This window comes from Pedobacter sp. ASV12 (assembly GCF_016429155.1).
In the GTDB taxonomy this organism is placed as follows: domain Bacteria; phylum Bacteroidota; class Bacteroidia; order Sphingobacteriales; family Sphingobacteriaceae; genus Pedobacter.
In genome coordinates this window covers 1-26,564 of sequence record NZ_JAELUC010000037.1, presented here as the reverse complement: position 1 = coordinate 26,564, position 26,564 = coordinate 1, and the positions used below count along the sequence as shown (strand labels likewise).

Here is a 26,564-nt window from a genome sequence, read left to right as displayed (position 1 = left end):
CACGGCAACGCAACGGTTTTTGTTGGGCGATTGCTTCTTCCGAAACGGGTTCGGGGTCGCCATAACGCATACTATAAACTATCTAAAATAGCCGATTTCTTGCTTTCGTATTCTTCTTGGGTAATCAACTGTTTGTCGTAAAGCGTTTTCAGCTTTCTCAGTTTCAAGGTTGTTTCGTCTTCCGGCTCCTCGATTTGCGGAGGCGGAATAACTACTGCTTCTTCGATAGGCAATTCAATCGTTTGGGCTTGAGGTGTCGACGGAATAGTTACCGTTGAAGCCGATGCCCTGTTTTCTTCCAACAGTTGTTGCCTCAACATTTCCTTATACTGCTCTAGCTGCTCGTTGGCAGCCTGGTGCAGCTTTCGGGCCTGTACCTTTGGAATAAACTCTGTTACAATGTTTTCGCCATGCTGCGGTACGCAGATAAATTTCGAGCCGAAAAATTCTTCCTTAAACGAAACTTCCTTTACGTTTTTCCAGGAAATATCCTTAAAGTTCATGGTCAGGCCCAAATTGCCGGGCTCGCAGTAAAAAATGCGTTTGTTGCTAATGGCAATGCTATCGGGCAGCAAGTTTACAGCCGGTTTTTTCTGTACGGCCAGGTATAAAATCTCTTCGCCGCTGGTGAGCAGGTCATTGAGCTTGCCAATTACCTTTTCTACTGCCTTTGGATCTTGTTCGTCGCTTAAAAATCTATCTATTGCAATCATTATTATGCTGTTGATTATTTGTTGTTTTAGATATTTGGTAGCCCTTAAAGTTATGGGGTCCTTATTATTTCCGCCACACAAATTACGGATTCTACTTTTAAAATATGATGTTTGAAATGTGAATTTATTTGGATGGTTTTCTTTAGCTGTCGCTATTTTGAAACGGCTAATCGTCCGGGTTGTTGTCTTCGTATTTGTTTTTGGCTTTTATGCTGGGCTTGCCCGCAACACACACCACAAATTCGCCTTTAAGTACATTGTGCCCAAAATGCGATTTGATTTCGCTTAAAGCGCCGCGAACAGTTTCCTCATACATTTTGGTCAGCTCGCGACTTACCGATGCCTGCCTGTCGTCGCCCAGGTACTCGGCAAATTCGGCGAGGGTTTTGAGTAGGCGGTGCGGACTTTCATAAAAAATCATGGTACGTTCTTCTTGTGCCAGCAGCTTTAACCGGGTTTGGCGCCCCTTTTTTACGGGCAAAAAGCCTTCAAATACAAATTGGTCGCTGGGCAGGCCCGAATTAACCAAGGCCGGCACAAAAGCCGTAGCGCCCGGCAAACAGTTTACCTCTATCTCGTTTTTGAGGGCTTCTCTTACCAGGAAAAATCCCGGATCGGAAATGGCCGGCGTTCCTGCGTCAGAAATGAGGGCCACATTTTGCCCCTGGCTCAGAAACTTGATAATTTCGGAGGTAGCCTTGTGTTCGTTATGCTGATGGTGCGAATACACTTTTTTATCAATGCCGAAATGCTTGAGCATAGGAGCGCTGGTTCGGGTATCTTCGGCCAAAATTAAGTCTACTTCCTTTAAAACCCGGATGGCCCTGAAAGTCATGTCTTCTAAATTGCCAATAGGCGTGGGTACGAGGAATAGTTTGCCACTCATGATTTACGATTTTAGATGGAAGGATTTACGCCTGGCCATTAAAAATCTTAAATCGGCAGTCGTAATTCGTAATTCAATCTTATCTTTGTAAAAAAAATAAATAATGCTGCAAGTTAACTATATCCGCGAAAATAGAGAGAAAGTTTTAGAGCGACTTAGCGTTCGCAATTTTAAACAACCCGAATTGGTAGACCAAATCATCTCCATTGATGAAGAGCGTCGCCAAACTCAAACTTCGTTGGATAGCATTGCGGCAGAGGCAAACGCTGCGGCCAAGCAGATTGGCGAGTTGATGCGTGCCGGCAAGAAAGATGAAGCCGAAGCTGTTAAAACGCAAACGGCTTCGCATAAGGAAACCATCAAAAACCTTGGCGATAAGCTGGCCGAGCTAGAAGCTCATCAGTTTAATTTATTGGTGCAGTTGCCCAACCTGCCTTACCATTTGGTAAAAACTGGATCAACAGCCGAAGAAAACGAGGTGGTTTTGGTTCATGGCGAACCGGCTCAACTGCCTGTCAAAGCCCTGCCACATTGGGAACTGGCCGCCAAATACGATATCATCGATTTTGAATTGGGCGTGAAAATAACGGGTGCCGGCTTTCCGGTATACAAGGGCAAAGGTGCCAGGTTGCAACGTGCCTTGATCAATTTCTTTTTAGACCACGCTACAGCTGCAGGCTACAGGGAAATGCAGGTGCCTCATTTGGTAAACGAAGCTTCTGGCTTTGGTACCGGACAGTTGCCTGATAAGGAGGGCCAGATGTACCATGTAGGAGTAGACAACCTTTTCTTGATCCCGACCGCTGAGGTGCCAGTTACCAATTTGTACCGCGATGTGATCCTGAAGGAAGAAGACCTTCCGATCAAAAATACAGGTTATACCCCTTGCTTTAGAAGAGAAGCGGGTTCTTATGGTGCACACGTGCGTGGACTGAACAGGTTGCACCAATTTGATAAGGTTGAGGTGGTACAGATTACGCATCCCGACAAATCTTACGAAACGCTTGAAGATATGAGCAAATACGTACAGTCGCTTTTGCAGGAATTGGGATTGCACTACCGCGTATTGCGCCTCTGTGGCGGCGATATGGGCTTTACCTCGGCCATGACCTATGATATGGAAGTATGGAGTGCAGCCCAGCAACGCTGGTTGGAGGTATCTTCGGTTTCTAACTTTGAAACTTATCAAAGCAATCGTTTAAAATTGCGTTTTAAAGGCAAAGAAGGCAAAACACAGTTGGCGCACACCCTTAACGGAAGCGCGCTTGCCTTGCCACGCATTGTAGCTTCTATTTTGGAGAATTATCAAACCGAAGACGGGATTGTTATTCCGGAAGTTTTGAGAAAATATACCGGTTTCGATAAGATCGATTAATAGACAAAAACCAACAAAAAAAGCCTCCAGCAAATCTGGAGGCTTTTTTTGTTGCTAGTAAGTGCTTATAGAATAATAATCAATAGCAAAATAATGATGATAATGGCACCTACTGAAAGATAAACCCCACGATCAAGCACTCGGGCTTGCTCTTTCATTTCCCTCAGCTCTTTTCTCAGTGCTTTTTTCTCCGCCCTGGTTAGGTTGGATTTGTCCATTTTACGGATCTCTTCTACACGGTTTACAATTTTGTCCAACTGTGCTTTTTGTTCAGCAGTCAGTTCTGTTTTCGGCTTGTTGTTTTCGCTGGCCGAAACCGTATTTGCACTAACTCCCAAAACAAAGACAAGCATTAGTGCGTAAATGATCTTTTTCATATGCGATTAAAATTAAAGGTTAAATTGTATCTGCTATATAACAAAAAACCTACCATATTGATTGGTAGGTTTTTCTTTTTTTTAAAATATGCCTATTCTAGGTTAAAAAGCCTGTTTTTTTAATCGAGTAACGACTGCTCTCCTAGAAGTTGTATACTTAAACAGGCATTATTTGATTTCGAATACGGTATTTACCTGGTAGTTGAGCTTGATTTTTTTGAAATCGAGGTCAACAGGTGCGCCACCCATGGCATCGGCACTTTCGGCTTTCATCATCATTGCATTGGCTCTGTACATAGGCTGCGGATAGGCTTCGTTGTTGATTTCCTGGATATCGATTACGCCACCCAGTTTTTCGCCCAAGGCCTCAACCATATAGGCTGCTTTGGCTTTGGCAGCTTGAAGGGCTTTGATTTTCAGTTCTTTTTTCAAACTCTCGATTTTAGAGTAGTCGTAGCTTTCAATATTGGTATAAGCCACGCCTTTAGGATCAACCGCGCCAATAATTTCGTTCCATTTGTTCAAATCGCTTACTTTTAAACGGTATTGTTTGCTGGCCAAAAAATCAGGGTTTTTCTTTTTCTCGGTAGCGTAGTTAAAGCTTGAGATGTTGTTGATCATCAAATCTTCTTTCGAAATTCCGGCTTTGAGTACGGCATTGTAAAGCTGGTTTTCCAACTCGGTAATGTCTACTCTTTTTTTGCTGTTGTTGTCTTTAAGATATTCTTTCAGCGAAATGCCGATATAGATGATATCTGGCGTTACTTCGGCTTCGGCCGATCCGCTTACATTGATTTTTCTTCTCAGGTCTACTTGCTGCGCCATGGCACTCATACTGAATAAGGCAACAAAGGCTAGGGCTACTAATTTTTTCATGTGGTGTATCATTTATAATTTTCGTGTGTTTGTAAGTAAGATGTCAACGGGGCCACAATTCCACAGCCAAAAATTAAATTTTATTCAACTTTTGTTGTAATTGTTAGACTGTCAGTGTATTATATTTTAAATAAATTTCAATTCTTCCTTAGAAGTAAATTGAAATTAGGTCGTTTTTGATGCGGAATTGGTGTAGGTAACCTTGCTATAACTTGTTAAATAGCCCAGTCTTTTTGGGCAACCTGATAGACAAAATTCAGCTTGACAGGTTCGCCATAATAGGCCACTTCAATTTCGTCTATTTTCTCCGCACCCAATTTTTCGATGGCTTTTTGCGAACGGAAATTGGTGGCGCCAATGTGCAGGATAATATGGTCTACAAATTGAAAGGCATAGTTGAACATGAGCTTTTTTAAGGCTTTGTTATGGCCTTTGCCCCAATACTCGCGACCAATAAAGGTGTAGCCAACGGTAATGCAGCTATTGGCCTCGTCATAGTCGTAAAACCTCGAACTGCCTACCACATTGCCGCTTGCCTGCTCGTAAACGATAAAGGCTCCTTCCGACTGTAGGGCGCCTTGAAAAAAGTTCTGGAAAACCTCGCGTTTGTAGCGGTCTTTGTTGGGGTGCTGTTCCCAAATCAGCGGATCTGAGGCTACTTCGTAGAGCGCTTCAAAGTCTTCTTCCTTTAGTGGAACGAGTCTGATCAGGTCGCTTGCTAACGAAGTAGGCTGCAGGTTAAAACTCATTATGATGTTTTAAAATATTAATAGATACTGTTACCGAATGCCTTGTGGCAATATGCCCTTCGCAATACGCAATTATTTGCTCAATTTTTTGATGGGCGTAAGTTCCAGTTTCCTGAATTCTACTTCCGAACCCTCGGCTTGCAGGGCAATTTGGCCTTTATCGGCTGTACAGTTGGTGCCTTCGTTTACCAAGTCGCCATTTACCCAAACCTTTACCGAGTTTTTGTAGCACTCGATTACCATTTTGTTCCATTCGCCAACCGGTTTCTCGCTGCCATCGGTCAGGTTTTTAATGCGGCGCAACTTATTGCCGTTAACGCCCCAGTTTTCTTTGGGCCCGCGGCGGGTTTCCATATCGGGTACGGTAATGTCTTCTTCTATGCACCAAAAATCGCCGGCATCAAGGTGTTGCATCTGCACTTCCAGCGATTTGGGAAACATGCCGTACAAGGCACGCGGGGTAGAGGCGTGAACCAATACGCCACAATTGCCGGGTTTGCCTGCAAAACGGTATTCTACTTCCAGGCGGTAGTTTTGGTAAATTTTATCGGTAATCAAATGTCCGCCAGGTGTGCCAAGGCTAACCAGGTTGCCGTCTCTTACTATGAAGGGATTTCTGGCATTGGGATTTTTGTCCATTTCGGGAACGTCGGCATGCCAGCCGGCAAGCGATTTTCCGTCGAATAAGCTCTTTTGTGCGAATGTAGGGATTGAAAGTGCCAAGGTGGCGCAGCATAGCATAAGGCGTAAGGCGGTTTTTTTCATAAGGCTGATGTTGGTTTTCTTTCAAATATAATTAACTAAAACTAAAAAAGCCACCTGGTTTTCCAGATGGCTTTAATGCTTTTTTTAACAGCTATCGATTAATCTTCAACACTTTCGTTGTTAATGCCAATCTCATCCCTGATTTCTTCCTTGAAATATCTTTTTTGGAACAACAGGATGGCAATTACTCCGATCGAAATAGAAGCATCGGCCAGGTTAAATACCGGACGGAAGAACTCGAAAGGCTCGCCTCCCCAAACGGGTAGCCATGATGGGAATGTGCCCCTTAATATCGGGAAATAAAGCATATCTACCACACGGCCATGAAAAAGGCTTTCGTATTTGTAGATCACGCCATAAAACACCGAATCGATGATGTTGCCCAGCGCTCCGGCAAAAATCAGGGCTACGTTCATGATCAGGCCACGATGATACTTGCGTTTAATAAGGTAATGCAGGCCATAGCCAATTCCGGCAACGGCAATAATCCTGAAAATAGAAAGCGCCAGTTTGCCAAATTCGCCACCAAACTCGAGGCCAAAGGCCATGCCGTTGTTTTCGGTAAAGTGGATAATGAACCAGTTGCCAATGATCTTATATTCTTGTTGCAGGTACATGTGGGTTTTAATCCACGTTTTAAGCGCCTGGTCGGCAATTAATACCAACAAGATGACAATTAATGGTTTTGTGTAGCCTTTCATTAACCCTGCTTCAATTTAGCTTCCATGCTTAGCGTAGCATGCGGCACCGCACGCAGACGTTCTTTTTGGATCAGTTTCCCGGTTTCGCGACAAATGCCATAGGTTTTGTTTTCTATGCGCACCAATGCGGCTTCCAGGTTGTCGATAAATTTTTTCTGGCGGGCTGCCAATTGGTTAATCTGCTCTTTTTCTAAAGTCGCAGAACCATCTTCTAGCGTTTTGTAAGCGCCAGAAGTATCTTCAGTACCATTTGAATTCGGATTGCTCAACGAGGAAGTCAACGAAAGCAACTCCTCCCTTGAACTTTTTAGTTTCTCAAGGATCAGCTCTTTAAACTCTTGTAGTTCGCTATCTGAATAGCGTGTTTTCTCAGTTTTTTCCATTTGGTCTAACTTAATTTTAATGGTAGTGGAACCATCATTAACCGTGGGTTGCCATTTTTAAAGGCCGGTTGAGGATGGTTCCATATTCTATTATTGTTTAGTAATCAAAATTTGTAACTCAACATCTTCGATTACGATTTTGTTTCCCTCGTCTACGTTTTCTAGCCATTTAATTTCATCCGCGAGGATTTCTGCGCAAATATAGGCCTTGTTCTGCTGTACGGCTTCGGCAATGATCGGTGCATTTTGTAAACTTACGTTAATTCGGTCGGTAACTTCAAAATTTAGTTCTTTTCTTAAATTCTGGATGCGATTAATTAACTCACGCGATAATCCTTCTTGTTTCAGTTCATTGGTGATGCTGACATCCAAGGCCACCGTCAGGTTGCCCATATTGGTTACCTGCCATCCCGGAATGTCTTCGGCAATGATTTCAACATCTGAAAGGAGAATAACGTATGGGGTATTGCTGATGGCAATTGAGCCTTCTTTTTCAAATTGGGCCAGTTCTTCCTGCGAGAGGCTGGTAATCGCTTCGGTTACCAGTTTCATGTCTTTGCCTACTTTGGCCCCTAAGGCCTTGAAGTTAGGCTTAACTTTTTTCTTGATGAAGCCGGCAGTGTCTTTGATGAAGTCTACTTCCTTGATGTTGGTTTCCGAAAGGATGAGGTCTTTCACCAATTCTACTTTCACCTGGAAATTATCGTCCAATACCGGAATCAATACCTTGGCCAGTGGCTGGCGTACGTTGATGCCCATTTTCTTGCGCAACGACAAGACCATCGACGAGATGTTTTGCGCCAGTTCCATGCGCTCGTTCAGATCGTAGTCGATCAAAGTGCTGTCAACTTCGTTCCAGATGGTTAAGTGCACCGATTTGGCAACGTGCTGACTTGGGTTGGCCGCAGTAAGGTTGCCATACAGCCAATCGGCAAAGAAAGGCGCAATAGGCGACATCATTTGCGATACGCTCATCAAGCAGGTATACAAGGTTTCATAAGCTGCTTTTTTATCTTCGGTCATTTCGCCTTTCCAGAAACGGCGACGCGACAAGCGGATATACCAGTTGCTCAGGTGCTCGTCAACAAAAGTTTGGATGGCACGCGCGGCTTTGGTAGGCTCGTAGCTGTTGTAGCTTTCGTCAACTTCGGCAATCAAGGTTTGCAATAGCGACAAGATCCAACGGTCAAGCTCGCTGCGCTGCGCGATAGGCGTTTGTTGGTCGAGGTTGATTTCGAATTTGTCGATATTGGCATATAAGGCAAAGAAAGAATAGGTGTTGTACAAGGTGCCGAAAAATTTGCGGCGTACTTCATCCAATCCTTCGATGTTAAATTTCAGGTTGTCCCAAGGCGAGGCATTGCTGATCATGTACCAGCGGGTAGCATCGGCGCTGTAGGTATCGATGGTGCTGAAAGGATCGACGGCATTGCCCAAACGTTTAGACATTTTGTTGCCGTTTTTGTCCAATACCAATCCGTTGGATACTACGTTTTTGAACGCGATACCCGGATTGTTCACCATTTTGTTGATGGCTTTGATTTCGTCGCTGCTTTCGCTTAGCATAACCGCAATGGCGTGCAGGGTAAAGAACCAGCCACGGGTTTGGTCAACGCCCTCGGCAATGAAATCGGCAGGGTAGGCGTTTTCGAATTCTTCCTTGTTTTCGAATGGGAAGTGCCACTGCGCATAAGGCATGGCGCCACTGTCGAACCACACATCGATCAGGTCAAGTTCGCGTACCATTTTTTCGCCTTTGGCCGATACCAGGATGACATCGTCGACATACGGGCGGTGCATGTCTTTCAATTCAAATCCCGCAGGCATCAATCCTGCTTCAACTGCTTTTGCAATTTCGGCGTTCAGTTCTGCGATCGAGCCGATGCATTTTTCTTCCGTACCATCGGCTGTGCGCCAGATCGGCAACGGCGTACCCCAGTAGCGCGAACGCGAAAGATTCCAGTCGACCAGGTTTTCCAGCCAGTTGCCAAAACGGCCAGTGCCGGTGGCTTCAGGTTTCCAGTTGATGGTTTTGTTCAGTTCGGCCATCTTTTCTTTGAGGTCGGTAGTTTTGATAAACCAGCTGTCTAAAGGATAATAGAGCACGGGTTTGTCGGTACGCCAGCAATGCGGATAGCTGTGTACATATTTCTCCACCTTAAAGGCTTTGTTTTCTTCTTTAAGCAAGATGGCGATTTCTACGTCAACAGATTTCTCTGGCGCTTCGCCATCGTTGTAGTATTCGTTTTTCACGTATTTGCCGCCTAAGCCACCTTTAAGGCTGGCAATAAACTGGCCGTGCAGGTCTACCAACGGAACAGGGTTGCCCTTTTCGTCTAACACCAACATCGGTGGTACTTCTGGGGTAGCCAATTTGGCCACGCGCGCATCGTCGGCGCCAAAAGTAGGGGCGGTGTGTACAATACCGGTACCATCTTCGGTGGTTACGAAATCGCCACTGATTACCCTAAAGGCATTTTCCGGGTTTTGGTAAGGCGTAGCCCAAGGCAACAATTGTTCGTATTTGATGCCCACTAAATCGGCACCTACAAACTCGGCCAGAACCGTATAAGGTATTTTCTTGTCTTCGGCCTTGTAATTGGCAAAGTCGGCATCGCTTTCGGCCAAGAAATATTTGCCTGCAAACTGTTTGCCCACCAAGGCCTTGGCCAAGATCACCTGAACGGGTTCGAAGGTGTATTGGTTAAAGGTCTTCACCAAAACATAGTCGATTTTCGGGCCTACGGTTAGCGCAGTATTACTAGGCAAGGTCCAAGGCGTGGTGGTCCAGGCCAGGAAACTTACTTCGCCGTAGCTGTTCAAGAAAGCAGGCAGGGAAGAAGCAATAGCCTTGAATTGGGCTACAATGGTGGTGTCGCTTACATCGCGGTAGGTGCCCGGCTGGTTCAGTTCGTGCGAACTTAAGCCGGTGCCGGCAGCAGGCGAGTAGGGCTGGATGGTATAGCCTTTGTAAAGCAGGCCTTTGTTGTAGAACTGCTTTAAGATCCACCAAAGCGTTTCGATATATTCGTTGTGGTAAGTAACGTACGGGTTTTGAAGGTCGACCCAATAGCCCATTTTTTCGGTTAGGTCATTCCAAACGTCGGTATAGCGCATCACCTCTTCCTTACAGGCCGAGTTGTAGGCTTCGACAGAGATTTTTTTGCCGATATCGTCTTTGGTAATGCCGAGTTTTTTCTCAACGGCCAGCTCGATAGGCAGGCCATGGGTATCCCATCCGCCTTTGCGTTTTACCTGATATCCTTTTAGGGTTTTGTAGCGGCAAAAGATATCCTTTATGGCACGGGCCATCACATGGTGAATGCCGGGCATGCCATTGGCCGAAGGCGGGCCTTCGTAGAAGGTGAATGGTTTGGCTTTTGAACGGGTGCTTATGCTTTTTTCAAAGATGTTTTCCGCTTTCCAAAATTCGAGTATCTCTTTACCTATTTTCGCTAGTTCTAATTGTTTAAATTCCCTATACATCAATCAAGTATCTCCAAAAATTAAGGATGCAAAGCTACAGTTTTAGAATGAATTATGGTAGTTTTGTGCAAAGAGTTTTATGGATAAATTGTTAAAAATCGGATTGGTTTGCATGTTGGCTGCGGTTGTGCTGATGCCGGTTGCCGTTTTGTTGGGTACTGGCCATAGGGCGCTGCTGATGACTTTTGCAATGCTTTTAGAACTTATTGGTTTGATTTTTGTTATTATAAGCATCATTAAACAACGAAAGTCTAAAACGCCAGGTCATGATTAAGGTTTTAAAACTACAAAAAGCGGTATATGCCATTTTGCTTGGCATTGTGGCATTAATTGCAGCACAGGTAATGAGCAGCAACAAGATAGCAGGTAGCGGTATTGTACTGGGTGCATCGGGTTTGCTTTTGATTTTGGGTGCCTTCCTGTTTCTTTATCCGATAATTTTTGCAAAAAAAGCCGATAAGGATGGCAAAAGCGTAGAGTTAAAACCCGTGAGTGCCGAGCCTCTTGAAAGCGAAGAAGTACATTAATTTTAACGCGATTTTAATTGTGGCATGGCTGCTTGGCCTTTGAATTCGCTTTGCTAAGCCCCTCAGTTTCTCTTTTTCCAGTCTGTTAGATTCATTTCGAATCTGATTTCCTTTCCCTGCATGCCGGTGGCTTTCCAGCCTGCTTTTTGGTAAAATGCTTCGGCTCTTGTGCCTGGCGCAGTACTCAGCCAAACATGGAGGTGCCCTTGCGCAAAATACCAGTCGAGCATGAGTTGGTGAAGCCGTTGGCCAATACCCTGTTGCTCGAATTGAGGGAGGACAAATAAGGCCCAGATGTTTTGCGCTTGAAGGTCGGCAATGGCAAAGCCGACAATTTGCTGGTCTATTTCGCATACCCAGCCCCTGCCTCTGTGGTTGATGAACTCCTCGCAATCGGCATCACTTACCAAATTGGGATCAGAAAGCCTGTTTTCGTTGACCGAATTGCGTACAATTTGCATGGGCTTGATGTCGGCGCTGGTGGCTTGGCGAAAAATTTTATACGCCAGCAAGGCTTCATACGGGTTGCCTTCGAGCCTTAGCAATTGGGCAAAAGCGGGTTCGGTTTTGTAGCCCTGGTTCTTTAATGCCACGATTTGTTGCCTAAAGTGTTCGCCCTTGTCCGTCAAGATTTGATGCTCGATGAGCATATGCCGATAGGCATGTTGCTGCTGTACAGGGAGGGCCTGTCCGAAGATTTCGAGTGCAAGGTCTTCGATCTTAAAATTGGCCATGATTGTTTGCTGTCCGTTTACTGTGGCTTCGCGTAGCTCGAAATCCTTCTTTTCGTTGAAATGGCTGATCAATGCTTGCCGGAAGTCTTGGGGAGTCGTCCACTGGCAAATCACATCTAAATCACTGCCTGCAATGGCAATGTTAATGGGGATGGTACCCGTTAACACCGGCTGAAAGGCAGCGAGTTTCTCGAAAACCCGATGTGCTGTTAATAGCCGATAGGCCTTTTGCTGCAGTTCGTTTCCGTTGTTCAGGTAATCGAGCTGTTCAAAATCGATCATATCGTCTCATGGTCGAACTGTGCTTCGTTTTGGGCAACTTGGTCTTCGGGAATAGGCTTGCGGGTCTTTTTCTTGTCGAGCCAAAGCATCAGGGCAGGCAGCAAAGTAAGGTTAAACACCAGTGCTACGATTAAGGTGATGGACAGCAATAAGCCCAGAACAACCGTGCCACCAAAGGTAGAAGCCGTAAAAATTCCGAAGCCAAAGAAAAGGATCAAGGCAATGTGGGTCATGCTTACTCCGGTTTCGCGGATGGTGTCGGAAATTACTTTGCTTACGCTGTAATTGGTCAAGGTGAGCTCCTGTTGGTAGCGGGTCAGGAAATAAATGGTCTGGTCGGATGCCAAGCCAAAGGCAATGGTAAAGATCAGGATGGTTGAAGGTTTTAGCGGGATATGGAAAAAGCCCATCAGGCCGGCTGTTATGATGAGCGGCACCACATTAGGCAGCAGCGAGATAAACATGATGCCCAGGCTCCTGAACTGGGCCAATCGCAATAGCGAAATCAAAACAATAGCCAGTGCGATGCTTTCAACCAAGTGTCTGAGCAGGTAATCGGTTCCTTTCGAGAAAATAATACTCGAGCCCGTGAGTTCTACGTTAAAGCGTTTCGGGCTTAAAATCGAATCGATGCGTGGTTTGAGTTCCTCCAGCAGCGCATCCAAACGTTTAGAGCCTACATCGGCCATTTGAAAGCTAATGCGGGCCGTTTGCTTGTTTTTGTCGACGAAATTGGTGAGCATATCCATGTTGCCCTTGTTTTTGCCGTTGCCCGAGTTGGCGGCATAAATGAGGATAAAGTTCTTTTCGATGTCGCTGGGCAGGCGGTAAAAAGCCGAATCGCCATTGTAGAAAGCCTGCGAGGCGTATTTAAGTCCGGTGTTGAGCGAAATGGAACGTGAAAACTCGGGGTAGGCGGCCACCATGCGCTCCATCTTGTCTATTTTCTCCAAAGTTGAAATGCTGAGCACGCCATTTTTGCGCTTGGTGTCTACACTAATCTCCAAAGGCAAAATCCCTTCGAAATTCTTTTCGAAAAACTTCAGGTCGGTTAAAATCTGCGAGTTTTTGGGCAGATCGTCAACTACATAGCCGTTTACATTGATTTTGTAGACCCCAATTAAAGAGATGATGCTCAGTACAATAGTCAGCAGGTAGATCAAGCTGCTTTTTTGTTGCACCAAGCCGTCTGTTTTGGCTAGCAAGCTATCGAGGAAATTGGGGACGTGTGCGATGTTTATTTTTCCTTTTGGTGCTGGCAGGTAGCTGAATATGATCGGAATAAGGCAAAGGCAGATGAGCCAGGTAAACATGACGTTGAGTGCGGCCACGCTGCCAAACTGCATCAAAAGCTCGCTGCCGGTAAAGTACAAAACCCCGAAGCCAATGGCTGCGGTTACGTTGGCAATGAGGGTGGTTACGGCGATCCGCTCGATGGTAACGGCCCAGGCCTGTTGTTTGTCGCCGTGTTTTTTAAGTTCGTTGTGGTATTTGTTAAGGAGCAGAATGCTGTTCGGAATGCCGATGATTACGATCAACGGCGGAATCAGTCCGGTGAGGATGGTGATTTCATAACCAAACAGCACCAAAGTGCCGATGCTCCAGATTACGCCCATGATGACCACCAAAATCGGGAAAAAGACTGCATAAAAACTCCTGAAGAAAATCAGTAGAATCAATGCCGACACCAAAATAGAAAGGCCCAAAAAAAGCACAAACTCGTTCGAAACCAATTTGCTGGTAGCCGTTCTGATGTAGGGCAATCCTGATAGATGAACCTGTATGCCTGTACTTTTGCTAAAAGCTTCGGCTTTCGCTTCGATTTCTTTCAGCACCGGATTTCTGGCAGCCGAATTCAGTATTTTTTGGTCGAAGGTAATGGCCATCAGGGTGGCATTGGTTTTTTTGTTTAGCAACAGGCCATCGTAAAAAGGCATAGCCTGTAAGCGAGTCTTGAGCGAATCCATTTCGGCATCGCTCTTGACCAGTCCGTTGGGAATCGGCTTTGCCACAAACTTCTGGTTTACCGTATCTTTTTGCAGTTCGAACAGTTTGCCTATAGATAAAACCCCTTTGATGCCTTGCAGGTGCTGGATGTCTTGCGAAAGCTGCGCCCATTGGTTGTAATTCTCTTTTTTGTAGATATCAGCATTTTGAATGCCCAACACCATGATGCTGCCATCTTCTCCAAACTGCTTTTTAAAAGCGTTATACTTAATGAAAACCGAATCGGTAAGGGGTAAAATCTTGCTTCCGGCATAAGAAAGTTTAAGATTGCGGGCGTGCCAGGCCATGAAAACCGTTGCAACAAGGAAGAAAAGAATAAGGACGATCCTGTTTTGAAGTATAGCTCTTGAGAGTTTAGCCCACATAATCAAACTGCTTTTTAAAAAAGTAAAGAAACTAATAAAAATGGCGTATTGCAAAAACAGCCCTATTTTTTATGCTACATTAACATCAGAATGCCACAATTGTTTGTTTGCAAAAGGCGGGAGGCTTCCGATGTCGCGATTTTGGTGTATTTTAGTAGCAGATGAATAAATTGCTGCAGAGTTTTGGTTATGCCTTTAAGGGGTTGGCCTATGCCTTTCGGAGCCAGCTGAATTTTAAGCTTCACTGTGTGGTCACGGCATTGGTGGTTGCCCTTGGCTTATATGTGCAATTGTCGGTTGCCGAGTGGTTGTGGATTTCGCTGGCTATTGCCCTGGTTTTGGCCGCCGAGCTGTTCAATACGGCTATCGAAGTGCTGGTCGATTTGGTGTCGCCTACTTGGAACGACAAGGCGGGCAAGGTTAAGGATGTGGCCGCGGCGGCCGTCCTGTTAATTGCTTTGTTGGCCTTAGCTATTGGCTTGTTTATCTTTGTGCCCAAGTTGAGCTGAAATGTTGCATAAAATTAGAGGAATAGTGCTGAAAACCACGCTGTACAGCGAAAGTAGCGTGATTGCGCAGGTGTTTACCGATAAGTTCGGCATCCAGTCTTATTTGATCAATGGCGTAAAAAAGCCAAAGGCCAAAATACCCATGAACGTGCTTCAGCCCCTGCACCTGCTCGACATGGTGGTGTATTACAAAGCCAATACGCAGCTGCAAAGGGTGGCCGAAGCCAGGCCTTCACCTGTATTCAGGACCATTCCTTATGAGGTCATCAAGAATACGGTGATCCAGTTTCTGAACGAGGTACTCTACAAAAGCATCCGTCAGCAGCAGGCCGACGAAAACCTGTTCGATTTTATTTACAGTGCCGTGAGCTGGTTCGACGAGCATGAGGAGCCAAGTGCCAATTTCCATTTGGCATTTTTGCTCAAGCTCTCCAAATTTTTGGGTTTTGCGCCCCATGGCCAGACCCGAAACGACCAAAAATATTTCGATTTGCAGGAGGGAGAGTTCACTTCTTTGATCCCGGTGCATCCCAATTTTATCGCAAAAACGGAAGCCGACTATTTTTTGGCGCTTTTTGCCACGCCATTCGAAAAAATAAATGAAATAAAACTGAATAATGCCACGAGGAGGTTTCTGTTGGATAAAATATTGATTTTCTATGCGTTGCATACGGCTTCTTTTGGGCAAATCAAGTCACATCAGGTATTAGAAGAAGTACTTTCTTAATTTTTTTTAAATTTTTTTTGGAAAACTATAATAACGCGCTATATTTGCAATCCCAAAACGAAGCAACGCAGGTTGCCAAGTTGAAAGGAAAAACCCAAAAGGGAGATTAGCTCAGCTGGTTCAGAGCACCTGCCTTACAAGCAGGGGGTCACTGGTTCGAACCCAGTATCTCCCACCAAAAGCCTCGAAGCAATTCGGGGCTTTTTTGTTTTGTTGTCTTTCCCAAACCGAAGATTTGTATAATTAAAGAAGAAACAAAAATGGAAATTGGTTTCCTGTGTTCCGTCCTCACGCCTGGCAAGTTTAATTATAGTCTCCGCCCTTCTGTGAATGTAGCAATACTGGTGCCTGATTTTTATGTGCTGAAATCGTTGGAGCGCAAGAGAATATTCTTTTTTATATAGGTTTATGGAATTCTATCCGACTATGCATCATTTTCCAATGTTATCCGATGGGCTATGAAACCAAAATAATCCTGTTCAAGCAAGTTTAAAATAAACTTGTAAATCCAAATTCAAATTATCAAATTTATTGCGTTCCAGCGCTTTTGGGAATGTTGATGTTGTGGGTGAAAGGAGGTGCGAGAACACTTATTATTAAATCCATCCAATGAAAACACTTCTCCCAAAAGGGGGCGGGGGCCAGTTTCTCCGCCACGAGCTTCCATGTGGAAGCAAATCAGAAAAGCTCCAGGTTTGCCGTTTTTTTGCATGCGCTCTTTTCATCCTCTTTTTCGTCATCCAGGCGGCCAATGCCCAAAAAATTGCCGATAATCCTGTGGGCTATCTGCGAACGGACCTTGTGGCCCCGTCTGCCACGGCCGGCTCCCTGGGACGTTTCGGCGATGCTTCGGTGAACCAGTCGAGCGGGGCGCCGAATTTTTCCATCCCGATCTACACGGTTTCCGGGCACGAGCTGAGCGTTCCCATTACGCTGAGCTATAGCTATGATGGCTTTAGGCCCTCGCAGCCCATCGGCTGGACCGGACTGGGCTGGAACCTCCAGGCCGGCGGGGTTATTTCGAGGCAGATCAAGGGCCGGGTTGACGAGAGCAGCACCGGTGATCAGAACTTTGGGAGCAGCTATGTACAGAGCAGGATCATAGCTCTTGGCGGCTACGAAAGCAACAGCATGCAGACCTTCCTAGAAAGCGTGACCGAAGGGGTTTATGATGGAGAACCTGATGTATTCAGCTTCAACTTTGGAGGCTATTCGGGCAAATTTACGCTCGTGAACGGCACCTATACCATATATCCATACCAGAAGCTGAAGATCAGTGGCGGTGTGGGCAACTTTACCATCACTACGGAAGATGGCACCAAGTATTATTTCAGCGATGCAGAGTATACAAGTCCAAAAGCTACTTACAGCGAAAGCTATAATATACCTGTCCATGCATCTTCTTGGTACCTGACCTCGGTTACCAACGCTTCCAATACTGAAACCATCAGGTTCCTTTATACCACAGATACACAATATGCGCAGGTGGGTACTAATACGCAGACCTACAAAAAAGTAGAAGACCCTTCGAGCGGGGGATCTTCCCAGCTCTATTCTCCCTACTACAGCTTTTCATCCTATATTGCTCCGCTTCGACTCACAAGCATCGTCTCTGAGAAAAATACGGTTACCTTTTCGGGAACAAGCTCTGGGCGGCAGGACATGTCAACGGCCTCTCCGGCCCTGGGGGGCATCAGCATTACTGACAATAATTCTGGCGACCAGCTGAAGAGCTTTAAGCTCAATTATGAATATTTCGGTGCAAGCGGTAGCAATTTCCTGTACAAATATCTCAAGCTGAAGAGTATTGAAGAATACCCTGTCGGATTAGGGGGCAACATGGCCAACAAGCAGGTCCATACTTTCGATTACGAGAATGAAAACGATAGCTATCCCGATAAGTCCAATGCCTTTGTAGACCATTATGGATATTATGCGGGAGGAATATTCAACAGCGTGATGATCCCGGACTATGTTTATCCGGGCGGACCAAATAGGGATCCGAATCCCTTTATAGCCAAATTCGGCGCACTAAAAAAGATAACCTATCCCACCGGAGGCAACACCAGCTTCGAATACGAAGGTAACATGGGCTACAACGGTATCGACTATGTGAAGACCTCCCAAAGCAAGAACGTTTATGTCGCTCGGTCTGGCGGAGATCCCCTTGCCGTGCTCGAGACCAGCCCTTCAAGCGGGACCTTTACCACCAACGTTGCGCAGACACTTTTGATCAATGTAGTAAGAACACCCAAATCTTTAGCATATGATGGCATCATCAAACCCGATCCGGGGACTTCCGATGCCATACTTTTCAGGTTGGATGATGATGCCTATACTTTTGTAAAACTGATGGCCCTAGAAACGGATAGTCAAAATTCTGGACTAACATTTAGCGTGCCTATTACCCCTGGCACCTATTATGTTCAGGTTTTTGCCGACAGCAAGGAAAATGGCATGTCGGCTACCTGGAGCTATGCAAACAACACCAGTGTTCCGATAGAAGGGGCTACGGCTGGTGGTCTGCGAATCAGGCGGATCACCAACAATCCGGGTATTGGCCTGCCTACGGTAAAAAGCTACCGCTATACCGATGCTAACGGCTTTTCGAGTGGCTCTCCCGTTTCTAGAGTGTACGATCAAAAGCCACTTACGGAAGTGACGTTGAGCGCACAGAACCAAATGACTATTGTGAACAGCTTAAACTTCAGTTCCTTCGTTTCCGAAGGCTCGAACGGAGGCCAGCCCAACTACTACCGGACGGTTTTCGAAGACTTGGTTGGCGGCACCGATACGCTAACCACGCGCAGCGACTATGTCTCGTTTGCAGGCAGCTTCAACGGGGTGCAGCCGTTGAAGGCCGTGCAGTACAAAAAGACATCTGGTGGATTGGTTCCCGTGAAAAAGACCGAGTACGAATACGGCGAATACGGAATGGGAGGGGCAACGGGACTGAAGGCATACAAGGATACAACAGTAACTGTAATCCCAGGTGGACAGTATGGCGGACGCCTTTACCATTTTCAGGCCGAGCTTTCGATGATGAGTTCCTACTGGCTCTACACAAAGAAAACACGCGAAGTAAGCTATGAGGGCGTCGACTCGCTGGTTACGGTAACGAACAACAGCTACGACCTGGCCGACACCAAGAACCTGGTGATGACCCGGACAACTGCCTCGAACGGCGACCAGCTGATCAGCAAGTTCAAATATCCCGACAGCTATACCACCGGCGTAAGCGGCGCATTTACCACGGCACATATCCTAAGGCCGGCCTGGGAGCAGCAGGTGTGGCGAAAGACAGGAACGGATTCGGTGCTGGTGAGCGCCGGCATCACGGAATACAGCGCTTCCAGCTTCAAGCCGGTCAGGCAGTATGCGTTGGCCGTAAAAGGCCTGAATGCCCTGAACGGCGAAGGCATGAGCGGGACCAAATACAGCAGCCTGCTCAGCGACAGCCGCTACGAGGAACGCGTGGCCTACGGCTACGACGGTGCGGGTCGCCTTGTCAGCCAGCAATTGACCGGAGGAATTCCTGTTTCCTATCAATGGGCCTATCCGGCCAACACCAGCTATTCGACGGCGCTGGGCCAGAAGAACTATGTGATAGCCGAGGCGAAGAACGCACTGCCAAGCGAGTTCTACCACGAGAACTTCGAGGAATACAGCGGCGCGAGTTCGGGAACGGCGCATACCGGCGATAAATTCTACAGCGGCGACTTCTACGTTTCGTGGAGCATCCCGAACGCGCGCGCCTACGTGTTGAGCTACTGGTACCGCGACGGGGGCACCTGGAAATACCAGGAGCAGGCCTACACCGGGGCTGTTACGCTTGCGCTGGGCGATGCCATAGACGACGTGCGCATCCATCCCAAAGACGCCCAGCTGGGCACCTATGTGTACAAGAGCGGGATAGGCATTTCGGCCTCTACCGATGCCAAGGGACTGACCACGTACAGCGAATTCGACGAGTTCAACCGGCTGAAGAACGTGAAGGACCAGGACGGCAACATTGTCAAGAGCTACGAGTACAACCTGGCGCATGAAACCTTCTACAACGACGCCGTGAGTGGCAGCTTTACCAAGAATAACTGTTCTTCAGGCACAGGTACCTCGGTTACCTATACCATACCGGCCAATACCTATTCGGCCTCTTCCAAGGCTGCGGCCAATGCCTTGGCCAATGCGGCCCTGGCCAACGGGGGACAGGCCTATGCCAATGCCAACGGCACCTGTTCGGGCGTGGCCACCACTGCCATCAGCTATGTCAACTATACTACGCCATATACACCGACAGGCCCAAACTCTGCCGATGTCTCATCATTGGTGATCAAGGATGGCAGCGGCACAACGCTTTACACCTACAACACGGCGCAGCTACAAGCTGGCATTAGTGTTCCACAAGGTACCTATACCTTCGTTATTACTGTTTCGGGCATGACTTGGGACTGGTATACGGATCTCGGCTGGGCAAGCTGCTACCTCAATACGGGGTCGTACTGGAACGGGTTCGACAATGCCACATCCAGCTATACCCTTACCGGTGTAACACTTACGGCTCCAACGGCCACACTTTACCTAGATAAGTATATATTCTAGCGCGCACCCATGAAAACAAGAAATATCCTCTTCCTTATATTGGCACTGGCCTCGCTTGAAGGTTTTGCCCAGAGCCCGAGCGGCGACAGGAACTATACGATGGAAACCATCGTCAAGGTGGCCGGCAAGACCGACGCCTCCATGCTCACAGGCCTGCCCGTGGGGCAGGCGAACCGCACCGTGCAGTACGTGGACGGGCTGGGAAGGCCCATCCAGACGGTGCAATGGAAGGCCAGCCCCCTGCAGAGGGACGTGGTGCAGGTGACCGAGTACGACGCCTTTGGGCGCGAGACCAAAAAATACCTGCCCTATGCAGAGCAGACGGCAAGCGATGGAGCCTATAAAACGGGTGGCGTCGCGAACCAGGCGAGCTTCTACGGTGTTTCGACGGGATGGGACGCCAATGTGGCCAAGACCCCCTATCCGTACGGCATTTCGGTGATGGAGCCCTCGCCTTTGGGCAGAGTGCTGGAGCAGGGCGCACCGGGCGCGGCCTGGCAGCCCTACAGCGCCGGCATAGCGGGCTCGGGCCATACCGCGAGGCCCGGCTATGCCATCAATGCGGCGTCGGACGCCGTAAAGCTTTGGCGGACGAACCCTTCCGGGGCTTCCGCCTCGGCTAACTACCCTGCGGGCACGCTGTACAAGAGCATCTCCAGGGACGAGAACTGGAGCAGCGGGAAGGCCGGCACCAGCGAAGAGTACAAGGATACCGAAGGCCGGGTGGTGCTGAAGCGCATCTGGGAAACCGAAGGCACGGCGCTGGACACCTACTACGTCTACGACGCCTACGGCAGCCTGGCCTACGTGGTGCCTCCGGCTGTAACGGCCGCCAGCTTTACCGAAGCGGATGCCGTATTCAAGAACTACGTCTACGGCTACCACTACGACGGCAGGAAGAGGGTAATCGAAAAGAAGATACCGGGCAGGGGCTGGGAGCACATCGTGTACAACAAGCTGGACCAGGTGGTGATGACCCAGGACAGCGTGCAGCGCAGCAACGGCCAGTGGTCGTTCGTCAAGTACGATGTATTGGGCAGGGCAATTATAACGGGACTTCATGACAATTCCAACGGACGGTTGGCGATGCAGAATTCCGTCAATGTCAGTGTTTCTTTATGGGAAACTAGAGAAAATACGGGAACTTATAATACAGGATATACTGATAATGCCCCACCACAATCTATAGCTAATTATTATAGCATCAGTTATTTTGACGATTATGATTTCTACAATAACATTCTTGGGGGGCCGACATCAGAACAAGCAAATGGAGGCCGTATTAGGGGATTGGTGACTGGAAATAGAACAGCTATATTGGGAACGAGTACAATGTTGCTTGGTACAAGTTATTATGACGTCGATGGAAAGGTATTGCAATCCAAAAGTCAAAACCATATGGGGGGTGTCGATATTGTAAGTAATACATACAACTTTGCTAATGAATTGACAGCTTCGATTCGTACACACGATGCTAGCAGTATCACTACTATTATTGCTAATACTTATACTTATGACCATGTAGGTCGAAAGGTGTTGAGTACGGAGAATATTAACAGCCAAGGAGAGGTAGCCCTGAGCGAGATGCTCTACAACGAGATCGGGCAGCTGAGGGAAAAGAAGCTGGCCAACGGCCTGCAGAGCACAGCATATGCGTATAACGAGCGGGGCTGGCTGAAAGGCAGTACCTCGCCACAGTTCGGCCTGCAACTGAAATACGAGGACGGCACCTCGCCACAGTACAACGGCAATATAGCCAACCAGCTGTGGGGCTCGGGAGGCTCTTTCCCGAACAGTTTTGTGTACGGCTACGATAAGCTGAACAGGCTGGCCAGTGGCAGCAACTCGAGCATCGGCATGAGCGAAAGCCTCACTTACGACGTAATGGGCAACATCGCCACGCTGACCAGGGACGGCAGCACGGGCACCTACGGCTATACCGGCAACCAGCTGAGCAGCGTCAGCGGAGGCAGCATGGCTACGGGTACCTACGTCTACGACGGCAACGGGAATGCCACAGGATCAACAGTTGGCATTGGAAGAACTTATGTAAGTATTGCCTATAATCAACTAAATCTCCCCATTGCAATATCAGGTTCTGGAATAAATCTTTCTTATACTTTTAGTTCAACTGCTTCCAAACTAAGACAGAAAGATAATAATAGAGGAACTATTACAGATTATGTAGATGGTATTCAATATAATAATGGAGAGATAGATTTTATTCAGACTGAACAAGGAATTGCTAAGAATAACGGAGGGATTTACATTTATCATTACAATTTGACAGACCATCTTGGAAATGTACGTTATGTTTTCGATATTTATAATGGTGCTTTACGCAAGTTGCAGGAGGATAACTATTATCCTTTTGGCTTGCGTAAGCCTGCGGGAAGTCCGGTATCGTTGGACAACAAATATCTGTACAACGGCAAGGAGCTGCAGGAGGAATTGGAGCAATACGACTATGGAGCCAGATTTTACGATCCACTGATTGCGAGGTGGAATGGGGTGGATCCATTGGCAGAGCTTGATAGGAGATTATCTCCATATAACTATGGTTCTAATAATCCAATAAGGTTTGTTGATCCAAATGGGATGTCTGTTGAAGAGATTAATGGAGGAGTAAAATATGATGGTGAAGACGCTGTAAGAATATTTTCTCAAATTCAGAATCAGATGGCTTTTGATCAGGACGATCCAAAGAAAAAGAAGAAAAATAACAATAACGCATTTATTTTGCCTGTAGCAATGACAGAAACCGCTGTAGCGGTGGATGCTACCGCTTCAGTTGGCTTTAGAGCTACGACTTCAAGATTTTTGTATGGATTAATCGGGATGTTGTTCTTATCTGGAGATAATGAATCTGCCCCTGTAAGGCAACAGAAATTTAGTCAACGATTGGTAGATTATCTAAATGAGGGAGACACCAAAGCATTTTTGGAAGCGGTAACCGATTGGAATATTCAGCCCAGAAATGAACAGAATAAAATTGTATTTAGATATGTATCACAAGCAGAATATGACAATATATACAAGACTGTTGATGGAAAAAACTATGTTTTGCCTTTTGATCGTAATGGATTGTTTTCTAATAAATATATTAGCCCCGATGCTTATATAACAAGCAAAGGAGCGCAATCAAAATTAGCGCTTCCAAATGCACCACAATTAGGAGTTTTTACTTTTGAGTCATTAATCCTTCATACAAAATCTCCTAGTGGACCGGGTAATTATTCTAAGGTAAAACCAAAATATGGCCAGCCAGGCGGAGGCAGAGAGGCTATAATATCCCAACCCTTTCCAGTTATAGGTGGATTCAAACTAATAAAATAGATATGTTAAATTATAATATATATGATCACATAAGTGATGAAGATTTTCTAAAAATAGAGAATAAGTTAGTTATTATTGAACGCATTATGATGGATAAGCTTATGGCGTTAGCCTGGAGGCTTACAAAGTCAGTTAAAGAAAATGATGCTTTGATAGTTGACTTCACAACTGAAGAAAAAAAATTTATGGGAAATCTAGGCTTGGTTTATATTGATGAAGTCGGAGGGCCAATATTTTCTTTTTATTTAAGCAAAAGTTACGATGGATCAAAGAAGAGGTTTTTCGTAAAACAATTTATTTATCAAAATCAAAGCATAGAATTTTATGAGAGGAATATTAATTCGATTCTTGATGAAGCAATAAGTCTCTATAACTTATGGAATAAAGAATATATTTGTAATAATAGTTGTGATGATTAGGTTGAAATTATTATGGATTAAATATTGCTTTTGGAGTGAGAAAGAGAACCTCTTTTGCAAAAAAAACTGTATCGATAAGGTTTAGGTTGCAAATTCATATTTTATAAATCGCAATAATAAGCTATAAACATCCACAAGGTTGCCATGACTTCGGCAAGCCTTTCGTACAACCAGCTGAACCTGCCGTCGGCGGTATCGGGCGGGAGCATTGGACTGGCCTACCTGTACGATGCCACGGGCGCCAAGTTGAGGAAGGTTAACAGTAGCACGGGCACCACGACGGACTATATAGACGGCATCCAGTATGTCAACGGCTCCATAGATTTCATCCAGACCGAGGAGGGCAAGGCCCAGAACAACGGGGGCACCTATACCTACCATTACAACCTGACCGACCACCTTGGAAATGTGCGCTACACCTTCGACATCTACGGCGGTGCAGTTCGCAAATTGCAGGAGGACAACTACTATCCGTTCGGCCTGCGCAGGGTTGCGAGTGCAGGAAATAATAAATACCTTTATAACAGCAAGGAATTGCAGGAAGAGCTGGAGGCTTACGACTACGGGGCCAGGTTCTATGACCCGGTGATTGGCAGGTGGAATTCTGTGGATCCGCTAGCTGAGAAGATGAGGAGGTTTAGCCCGTATAATTACGTATTCAACAATCCGATCAGGTTAATCGATCCTGATGGGATGGAAGGTGTTGATCCAGGGTTGTGGGAAATGTTAAAGCAATTATTTGGAATCGGAAAAGGTAGCCAACCAAAAAACCAAGAAGAAGCTTCTCTGCAAGCTGATAATAGAGCCAGTTTGAGTGCATTGAACAAGAAAACCGAGAAGCTCGAGAAAGGATTAAAGAAAGTGCCTGTTTTGAAGTCTGCCATAAAGGTGATGGAAAACAGTAAGCCAGGTCTAGGAAAAGAGGCAAATTTATTTGGTGTTGTGACTGCTGTTGGAGAGGGATTTGCTGATGCAAGTCTTATTGGAGGGGCAGGAAAAAATGCATCTGGACAATTATTGGAAACAATACAAACCTTTAATGGTATAGTACAACTAAGCGATCTTTTAGGCGAAAGAATGAAATTGTCATCTTCCGAGCCCGAAGGTAAGGTGAGTAGAGTTTCAGCAGGAGAAATTAAAGAAATGCAATCAAATGGGTTTGACCCTCATGATCATAAGCCAAAACAAGGTAATACAGGAGGGAAAATAGATTTATGGAAGGATTCTAATGGGAACCTCTTTTTTAGAGCAGAAAAAAGTAAAAGCTACGAGCCTCTATACGAAAATATCAAAAACTATATTAATCAACAATAAATATGGCAGACAAGCAAAATGAATTTGGGTGTACTTTGTTTATTGATACACAAGATGAGGTTCCGGATATAGTAACCGAACTTACAAATATTCAAGGATCAGCATACATGATCAAAGGCCAAAACAAAGTAAAACCTAGTACAAATGAGGTTATTGATGGTCAATTTAACAAGTATAATTTATGGATGCTTAAAATTGAACTTCGCGAGTGGCCAGACGGCTACCTGAATTCTGCAATAGAACTAATGCTAGACCTGTTAGACCGAGAGAAGGATAAAGTTTTAAGCGTATTAAAAAGATTTCCAAAGAACCATTTATTGTGCTTCGGTTACTTTTATGAAGTAAATCCTTATTTCGTATTCAACAAAGAACTCGTTAAGAGACTAAACGAATACAATATTGATATAGAATTTGATCTGTATTGCTTAAACGAATAAATATTCGGATGATTGCTTTATTGAGAGTAGTTATTAATACGGGCATCGTATTGGACTACGCTATACCTTCGACATCTATGGTGGCACGATACGCAAATTGCAGGAGGACAACTACTATCCGTTCGGCCTGCGCAGGGTTGCAAGTGCAGGAAATAACAAATATCTTTATAACGGCAAGGAGCTGCAGGAGGAACTGGAGGCTTACGACTATGGCGCAAGGTTCTACGACCCGGTAATTGGAAGGTGGAATTCTGTGGATCCGTTGGCGGAGCAGATGAGAAGGTTCAGCCCATACAACTATGTGTTCAACAACCCGATAAGGTTTATTGATCCGGATGGGATGAAGCCAGATGATGGCTTTTGGAAATCAATGCGTTCAGCAATAATAAAAACAAAAACTGATTTAGCCACACAAATAGCTAGTGTGTATCTCTCTAATGCGGAGGCTCAATTTGTAGGGAGGCATGTTTATAAATCTTTTGGTGTTGCTCTTCTTGCAAAATCTGCTCAAAATACCTCTAAAGATGCTAAATTAGGAGATAACAGGCCTGGAGGTAATCAAAATGCTTTTAGGCATGTACTTGGTCAAGCTTTAGTAACTTCTGTTTTTGGATCTGATATCGCAAAAGAAGCAGGAGATGCACATGAAGGCAGGTATGGATTGCAAAATGTTTTAGAAAATAATAAAGAGCTGGTAAAAGATCTCAAAGGAAAAGGTTCCATTGAAATTGATGAGAAAATAGCGGACTCCTTTGTAGATCAATTAAATAATAAAGTAGGTAGGGACATTGGAATTGCAAACCCAGATTTATCAAATGATGAATTAGCCATAAAATCTCTTGAAGCGGTTAGAGATGGAAAAACTTATATATTTGAAAAAGGTAAAGATGGGAAAGCTATAGTCAAGTCTTCTCATATGTCAAAGGATCAATTCAAAAAAGCACTACAAGCAAAGCCACGGGCGATAAATAGAAGCAGAGCTTATTGATAAAGAAGG

General features: G+C 45.8%; 21 protein-coding genes, 1 tRNA gene and 1 pseudogene. 12 read left to right on the top strand and 11 right to left on the bottom strand.

Annotation, left to right across the window (positions count from 1 at the left end; translation table 11 throughout):
- Nucleotides 1–71: 71 nt before the first annotated feature.
- Together JHD69_RS10760 and rsmI are read right to left on the bottom strand one after the other, a co-directional pair.
- Nucleotides 72–713, bottom strand: coding sequence for a PH domain-containing protein (locus JHD69_RS10760; protein ID WP_199140150.1), 642 nt, complete (start codon nucleotides 711–713; stop codon nucleotides 72–74).
- Between the two features lie 166 nt (nucleotides 714–879).
- Nucleotides 880–1,599 carry a 16S rRNA (cytidine(1402)-2'-O)-methyltransferase gene (gene rsmI, locus JHD69_RS10755; RefSeq protein ID WP_199140148.1) on the bottom strand — a complete coding sequence of 240 codons (720 nt, stop codon included), beginning with the start codon at nucleotides 1,597–1,599 and terminating at the stop codon, nucleotides 880–882.
- Between the two features lie 103 nt (nucleotides 1,600–1,702).
- On the opposite strand from rsmI, the gene serS reads away from it, so the two are divergent.
- A complete protein-coding gene (gene serS / locus JHD69_RS10750) occupies nucleotides 1,703–2,974 on the top strand; it encodes a serine--tRNA ligase (protein WP_199140146.1) in 1,272 nt (423 codons plus the stop codon).
- A 65-nt stretch (nucleotides 2,975–3,039) separates the two neighbouring features.
- Here the strand turns inward: serS and JHD69_RS10745 are convergent, their stop codons facing one another.
- The 7 genes from JHD69_RS10745 to ileS all read right to left on the bottom strand — a co-directional run bounded on the left by JHD69_RS10745 (nucleotide 3,040) and on the right by ileS (nucleotide 10,311).
- Nucleotides 3,040–3,351 carry a hypothetical protein gene (locus tag JHD69_RS10745; RefSeq protein WP_199140144.1) on the bottom strand — a complete coding sequence of 104 codons (312 nt, stop codon included), beginning with the start codon at nucleotides 3,349–3,351 and terminating at the stop codon, nucleotides 3,040–3,042.
- 168 nt (nucleotides 3,352–3,519) lie between these two features.
- The gene (locus JHD69_RS10740) at nucleotides 3,520–4,227 is read right to left on the bottom strand and encodes an SIMPL domain-containing protein (protein WP_199140142.1); all 708 of its coding nucleotides are present in this window, start codon (nucleotides 4,225–4,227) and stop codon (nucleotides 3,520–3,522) included.
- Between the two features lie 215 nt (nucleotides 4,228–4,442).
- On the bottom strand, nucleotides 4,443–4,976 hold the full coding sequence (locus tag JHD69_RS10735; protein WP_199140140.1) for a GNAT family N-acetyltransferase: 534 nt from the start codon (nucleotides 4,974–4,976) through the stop codon (nucleotides 4,443–4,445).
- Nucleotides 4,977–5,048: 72 nt separating this feature from the next.
- Nucleotides 5,049–5,741 carry a 3-keto-disaccharide hydrolase gene (locus tag JHD69_RS10730; RefSeq protein ID WP_199140138.1) on the bottom strand — a complete coding sequence of 231 codons (693 nt, stop codon included), beginning with the start codon at nucleotides 5,739–5,741 and terminating at the stop codon, nucleotides 5,049–5,051.
- 98 nt (nucleotides 5,742–5,839) lie between these two features.
- Nucleotides 5,840–6,442 (bottom strand): lipoprotein signal peptidase, encoded by a 603-nt coding sequence (locus tag JHD69_RS10725; protein ID WP_199140136.1) that lies wholly within the window; start codon nucleotides 6,440–6,442, stop codon nucleotides 5,840–5,842.
- Nucleotides 6,442–6,825: a TraR/DksA family transcriptional regulator gene (locus JHD69_RS10720; protein WP_199140134.1), complete on the bottom strand. Its 384-nt coding sequence runs from the start codon at nucleotides 6,823–6,825 to the stop codon at nucleotides 6,442–6,444. Before JHD69_RS10720 ends, JHD69_RS10725 begins: the two co-directional genes overlap by 1 nt.
- 90 nt (nucleotides 6,826–6,915) lie before the next feature.
- Nucleotides 6,916–10,311: an isoleucine--tRNA ligase gene (gene ileS, locus JHD69_RS10715; RefSeq protein WP_199140132.1), complete on the bottom strand. Its 3,396-nt coding sequence runs from the start codon at nucleotides 10,309–10,311 to the stop codon at nucleotides 6,916–6,918.
- A gap of 266 nt (nucleotides 10,312–10,577) precedes the next feature.
- Between ileS and JHD69_RS10710 the strand changes: the two genes are divergently transcribed.
- Nucleotides 10,578–10,838 (top strand): isoleucyl-tRNA synthetase, encoded by a 261-nt coding sequence (locus JHD69_RS10710; protein ID WP_199140130.1) that lies wholly within the window; start codon nucleotides 10,578–10,580, stop codon nucleotides 10,836–10,838.
- A 62-nt stretch (nucleotides 10,839–10,900) separates the two neighbouring features.
- Here the strand turns inward: JHD69_RS10710 and JHD69_RS10705 are convergent, their stop codons facing one another.
- Nucleotides 10,901–11,854, bottom strand: a complete 954-nt coding sequence (locus JHD69_RS10705) for a GNAT family N-acetyltransferase (protein WP_199140128.1) — start codon at nucleotides 11,852–11,854, stop codon at nucleotides 10,901–10,903.
- Entirely contained in the window at nucleotides 11,851–14,226 is a 2,376-nt protein-coding gene (locus JHD69_RS10700) for an efflux RND transporter permease subunit (protein WP_233165861.1), read from the bottom strand. Before JHD69_RS10700 ends, JHD69_RS10705 begins: the two co-directional genes overlap by 4 nt.
- A gap of 161 nt (nucleotides 14,227–14,387) precedes the next feature.
- Between JHD69_RS10700 and JHD69_RS10695 the strand changes: the two genes are divergently transcribed.
- The 10 genes and pseudogenes from JHD69_RS10695 to JHD69_RS21475 all read left to right on the top strand — a co-directional run bounded on the left by JHD69_RS10695 (nucleotide 14,388) and on the right by JHD69_RS21475 (nucleotide 26,555).
- Nucleotides 14,388–14,735, top strand: coding sequence for a diacylglycerol kinase family protein (locus tag JHD69_RS10695; RefSeq protein ID WP_199140126.1), 348 nt, complete (start codon nucleotides 14,388–14,390; stop codon nucleotides 14,733–14,735).
- A gap of 1 nt (nucleotide 14,736) precedes the next feature.
- Nucleotides 14,737–15,462 (top strand): DNA repair protein RecO, encoded by a 726-nt coding sequence (recO, locus tag JHD69_RS10690; protein WP_199140124.1) that lies wholly within the window; start codon nucleotides 14,737–14,739, stop codon nucleotides 15,460–15,462.
- A gap of 100 nt (nucleotides 15,463–15,562) precedes the next feature.
- Nucleotides 15,563–15,640 (top strand) — tRNA-Val (locus JHD69_RS10685).
- A 431-nt stretch (nucleotides 15,641–16,071) separates the two neighbouring features.
- Nucleotides 16,072–20,061, top strand: a complete 3,990-nt coding sequence (locus JHD69_RS10680; RefSeq protein ID WP_199140122.1) for a DUF5977 domain-containing protein — start codon at nucleotides 16,072–16,074, stop codon at nucleotides 20,059–20,061.
- 9 nt (nucleotides 20,062–20,070) lie between these two features.
- Nucleotides 20,071–23,397 carry a DUF6443 domain-containing protein gene (locus JHD69_RS10675; RefSeq protein ID WP_199140120.1) on the top strand — a complete coding sequence of 1,109 codons (3,327 nt, stop codon included), beginning with the start codon at nucleotides 20,071–20,073 and terminating at the stop codon, nucleotides 23,395–23,397.
- 2 nt (nucleotides 23,398–23,399) lie between these two features.
- Entirely contained in the window at nucleotides 23,400–23,816 is a 417-nt protein-coding gene (locus tag JHD69_RS10670; RefSeq protein ID WP_199140118.1) for a hypothetical protein, read from the top strand.
- Between the two features lie 144 nt (nucleotides 23,817–23,960).
- Nucleotides 23,961–25,130 carry an RHS repeat-associated core domain-containing protein gene (locus JHD69_RS21480; protein WP_199140116.1) on the top strand — a complete coding sequence of 390 codons (1,170 nt, stop codon included), beginning with the start codon at nucleotides 23,961–23,963 and terminating at the stop codon, nucleotides 25,128–25,130.
- A 2-nt stretch (nucleotides 25,131–25,132) separates the two neighbouring features.
- Nucleotides 25,133–25,567: a DUF4279 domain-containing protein gene (locus JHD69_RS10660; protein WP_199140114.1), complete on the top strand. Its 435-nt coding sequence runs from the start codon at nucleotides 25,133–25,135 to the stop codon at nucleotides 25,565–25,567.
- Between the two features lie 82 nt (nucleotides 25,568–25,649).
- A pseudogene (locus JHD69_RS21625) lies at nucleotides 25,650–25,925 on the top strand (RHS repeat domain-containing protein); the annotation flags it as partial.
- A complete protein-coding gene (locus JHD69_RS21475) occupies nucleotides 25,908–26,555 on the top strand; it encodes a DUF6973 domain-containing protein (RefSeq protein WP_441339468.1) in 648 nt (215 codons plus the stop codon). The pseudogene JHD69_RS21625 and the gene JHD69_RS21475, both read left to right, overlap by 18 nt.
- Nucleotides 26,556–26,564: the final 9 nt, after the last annotated feature.

Excerpts from the sequence above, each read along its gene's own strand:
- JHD69_RS10760 (WP_199140150.1), bottom strand. The coding sequence starts at position 713 with ATGATTGCAATAGATAGATTTTTAAGCGACGAACAAGATCCAAAGGCA.
- rsmI (WP_199140148.1), bottom strand. The coding sequence starts at position 1,599 with ATGAGTGGCAAACTATTCCTCGTACCCACGCCTATTGGCAATTTAGAA.
- serS (WP_199140146.1), top strand. The coding sequence starts at position 1,703 with ATGCTGCAAGTTAACTATATCCGCGAAAATAGAGAGAAAGTTTTAGAG.
- JHD69_RS10745 (WP_199140144.1), bottom strand. The coding sequence starts at position 3,351 with ATGAAAAAGATCATTTACGCACTAATGCTTGTCTTTGTTTTGGGAGTT.
- JHD69_RS10740 (WP_199140142.1), bottom strand. The coding sequence starts at position 4,227 with ATGAAAAAATTAGTAGCCCTAGCCTTTGTTGCCTTATTCAGTATGAGT.
- JHD69_RS10735 (WP_199140140.1), bottom strand. The coding sequence starts at position 4,976 with ATGAGTTTTAACCTGCAGCCTACTTCGTTAGCAAGCGACCTGATCAGA.
- JHD69_RS10730 (WP_199140138.1), bottom strand. The coding sequence starts at position 5,741 with ATGAAAAAAACCGCCTTACGCCTTATGCTATGCTGCGCCACCTTGGCA.
- JHD69_RS10725 (WP_199140136.1), bottom strand. The coding sequence starts at position 6,442 with ATGAAAGGCTACACAAAACCATTAATTGTCATCTTGTTGGTATTAATT.
- JHD69_RS10720 (WP_199140134.1), bottom strand. The coding sequence starts at position 6,825 with ATGGAAAAAACTGAGAAAACACGCTATTCAGATAGCGAACTACAAGAG.
- ileS (WP_199140132.1), bottom strand. The coding sequence starts at position 10,311 with ATGTATAGGGAATTTAAACAATTAGAACTAGCGAAAATAGGTAAAGAG.
- JHD69_RS10710 (WP_199140130.1), top strand. The coding sequence starts at position 10,578 with ATGATTAAGGTTTTAAAACTACAAAAAGCGGTATATGCCATTTTGCTT.
- JHD69_RS10705 (WP_199140128.1), bottom strand. The coding sequence starts at position 11,854 with ATGATCGATTTTGAACAGCTCGATTACCTGAACAACGGAAACGAACTG.
- JHD69_RS10700 (WP_233165861.1), bottom strand. The coding sequence starts at position 14,226 with ATGTGGGCTAAACTCTCAAGAGCTATACTTCAAAACAGGATCGTCCTT.
- JHD69_RS10695 (WP_199140126.1), top strand. The coding sequence starts at position 14,388 with ATGAATAAATTGCTGCAGAGTTTTGGTTATGCCTTTAAGGGGTTGGCC.
- recO (WP_199140124.1), top strand. The coding sequence starts at position 14,737 with ATGTTGCATAAAATTAGAGGAATAGTGCTGAAAACCACGCTGTACAGC.
- JHD69_RS10680 (WP_199140122.1), top strand. The coding sequence starts at position 16,072 with ATGAAAACACTTCTCCCAAAAGGGGGCGGGGGCCAGTTTCTCCGCCAC.
- JHD69_RS10675 (WP_199140120.1), top strand. The coding sequence starts at position 20,071 with ATGAAAACAAGAAATATCCTCTTCCTTATATTGGCACTGGCCTCGCTT.
- JHD69_RS10670 (WP_199140118.1), top strand. The coding sequence starts at position 23,400 with ATGTTAAATTATAATATATATGATCACATAAGTGATGAAGATTTTCTA.
- JHD69_RS21480 (WP_199140116.1), top strand. The coding sequence starts at position 23,961 with ATGACTTCGGCAAGCCTTTCGTACAACCAGCTGAACCTGCCGTCGGCG.
- JHD69_RS10660 (WP_199140114.1), top strand. The coding sequence starts at position 25,133 with ATGGCAGACAAGCAAAATGAATTTGGGTGTACTTTGTTTATTGATACA.
- JHD69_RS21475 (WP_441339468.1), top strand. The coding sequence starts at position 25,908 with ATGAAGCCAGATGATGGCTTTTGGAAATCAATGCGTTCAGCAATAATA.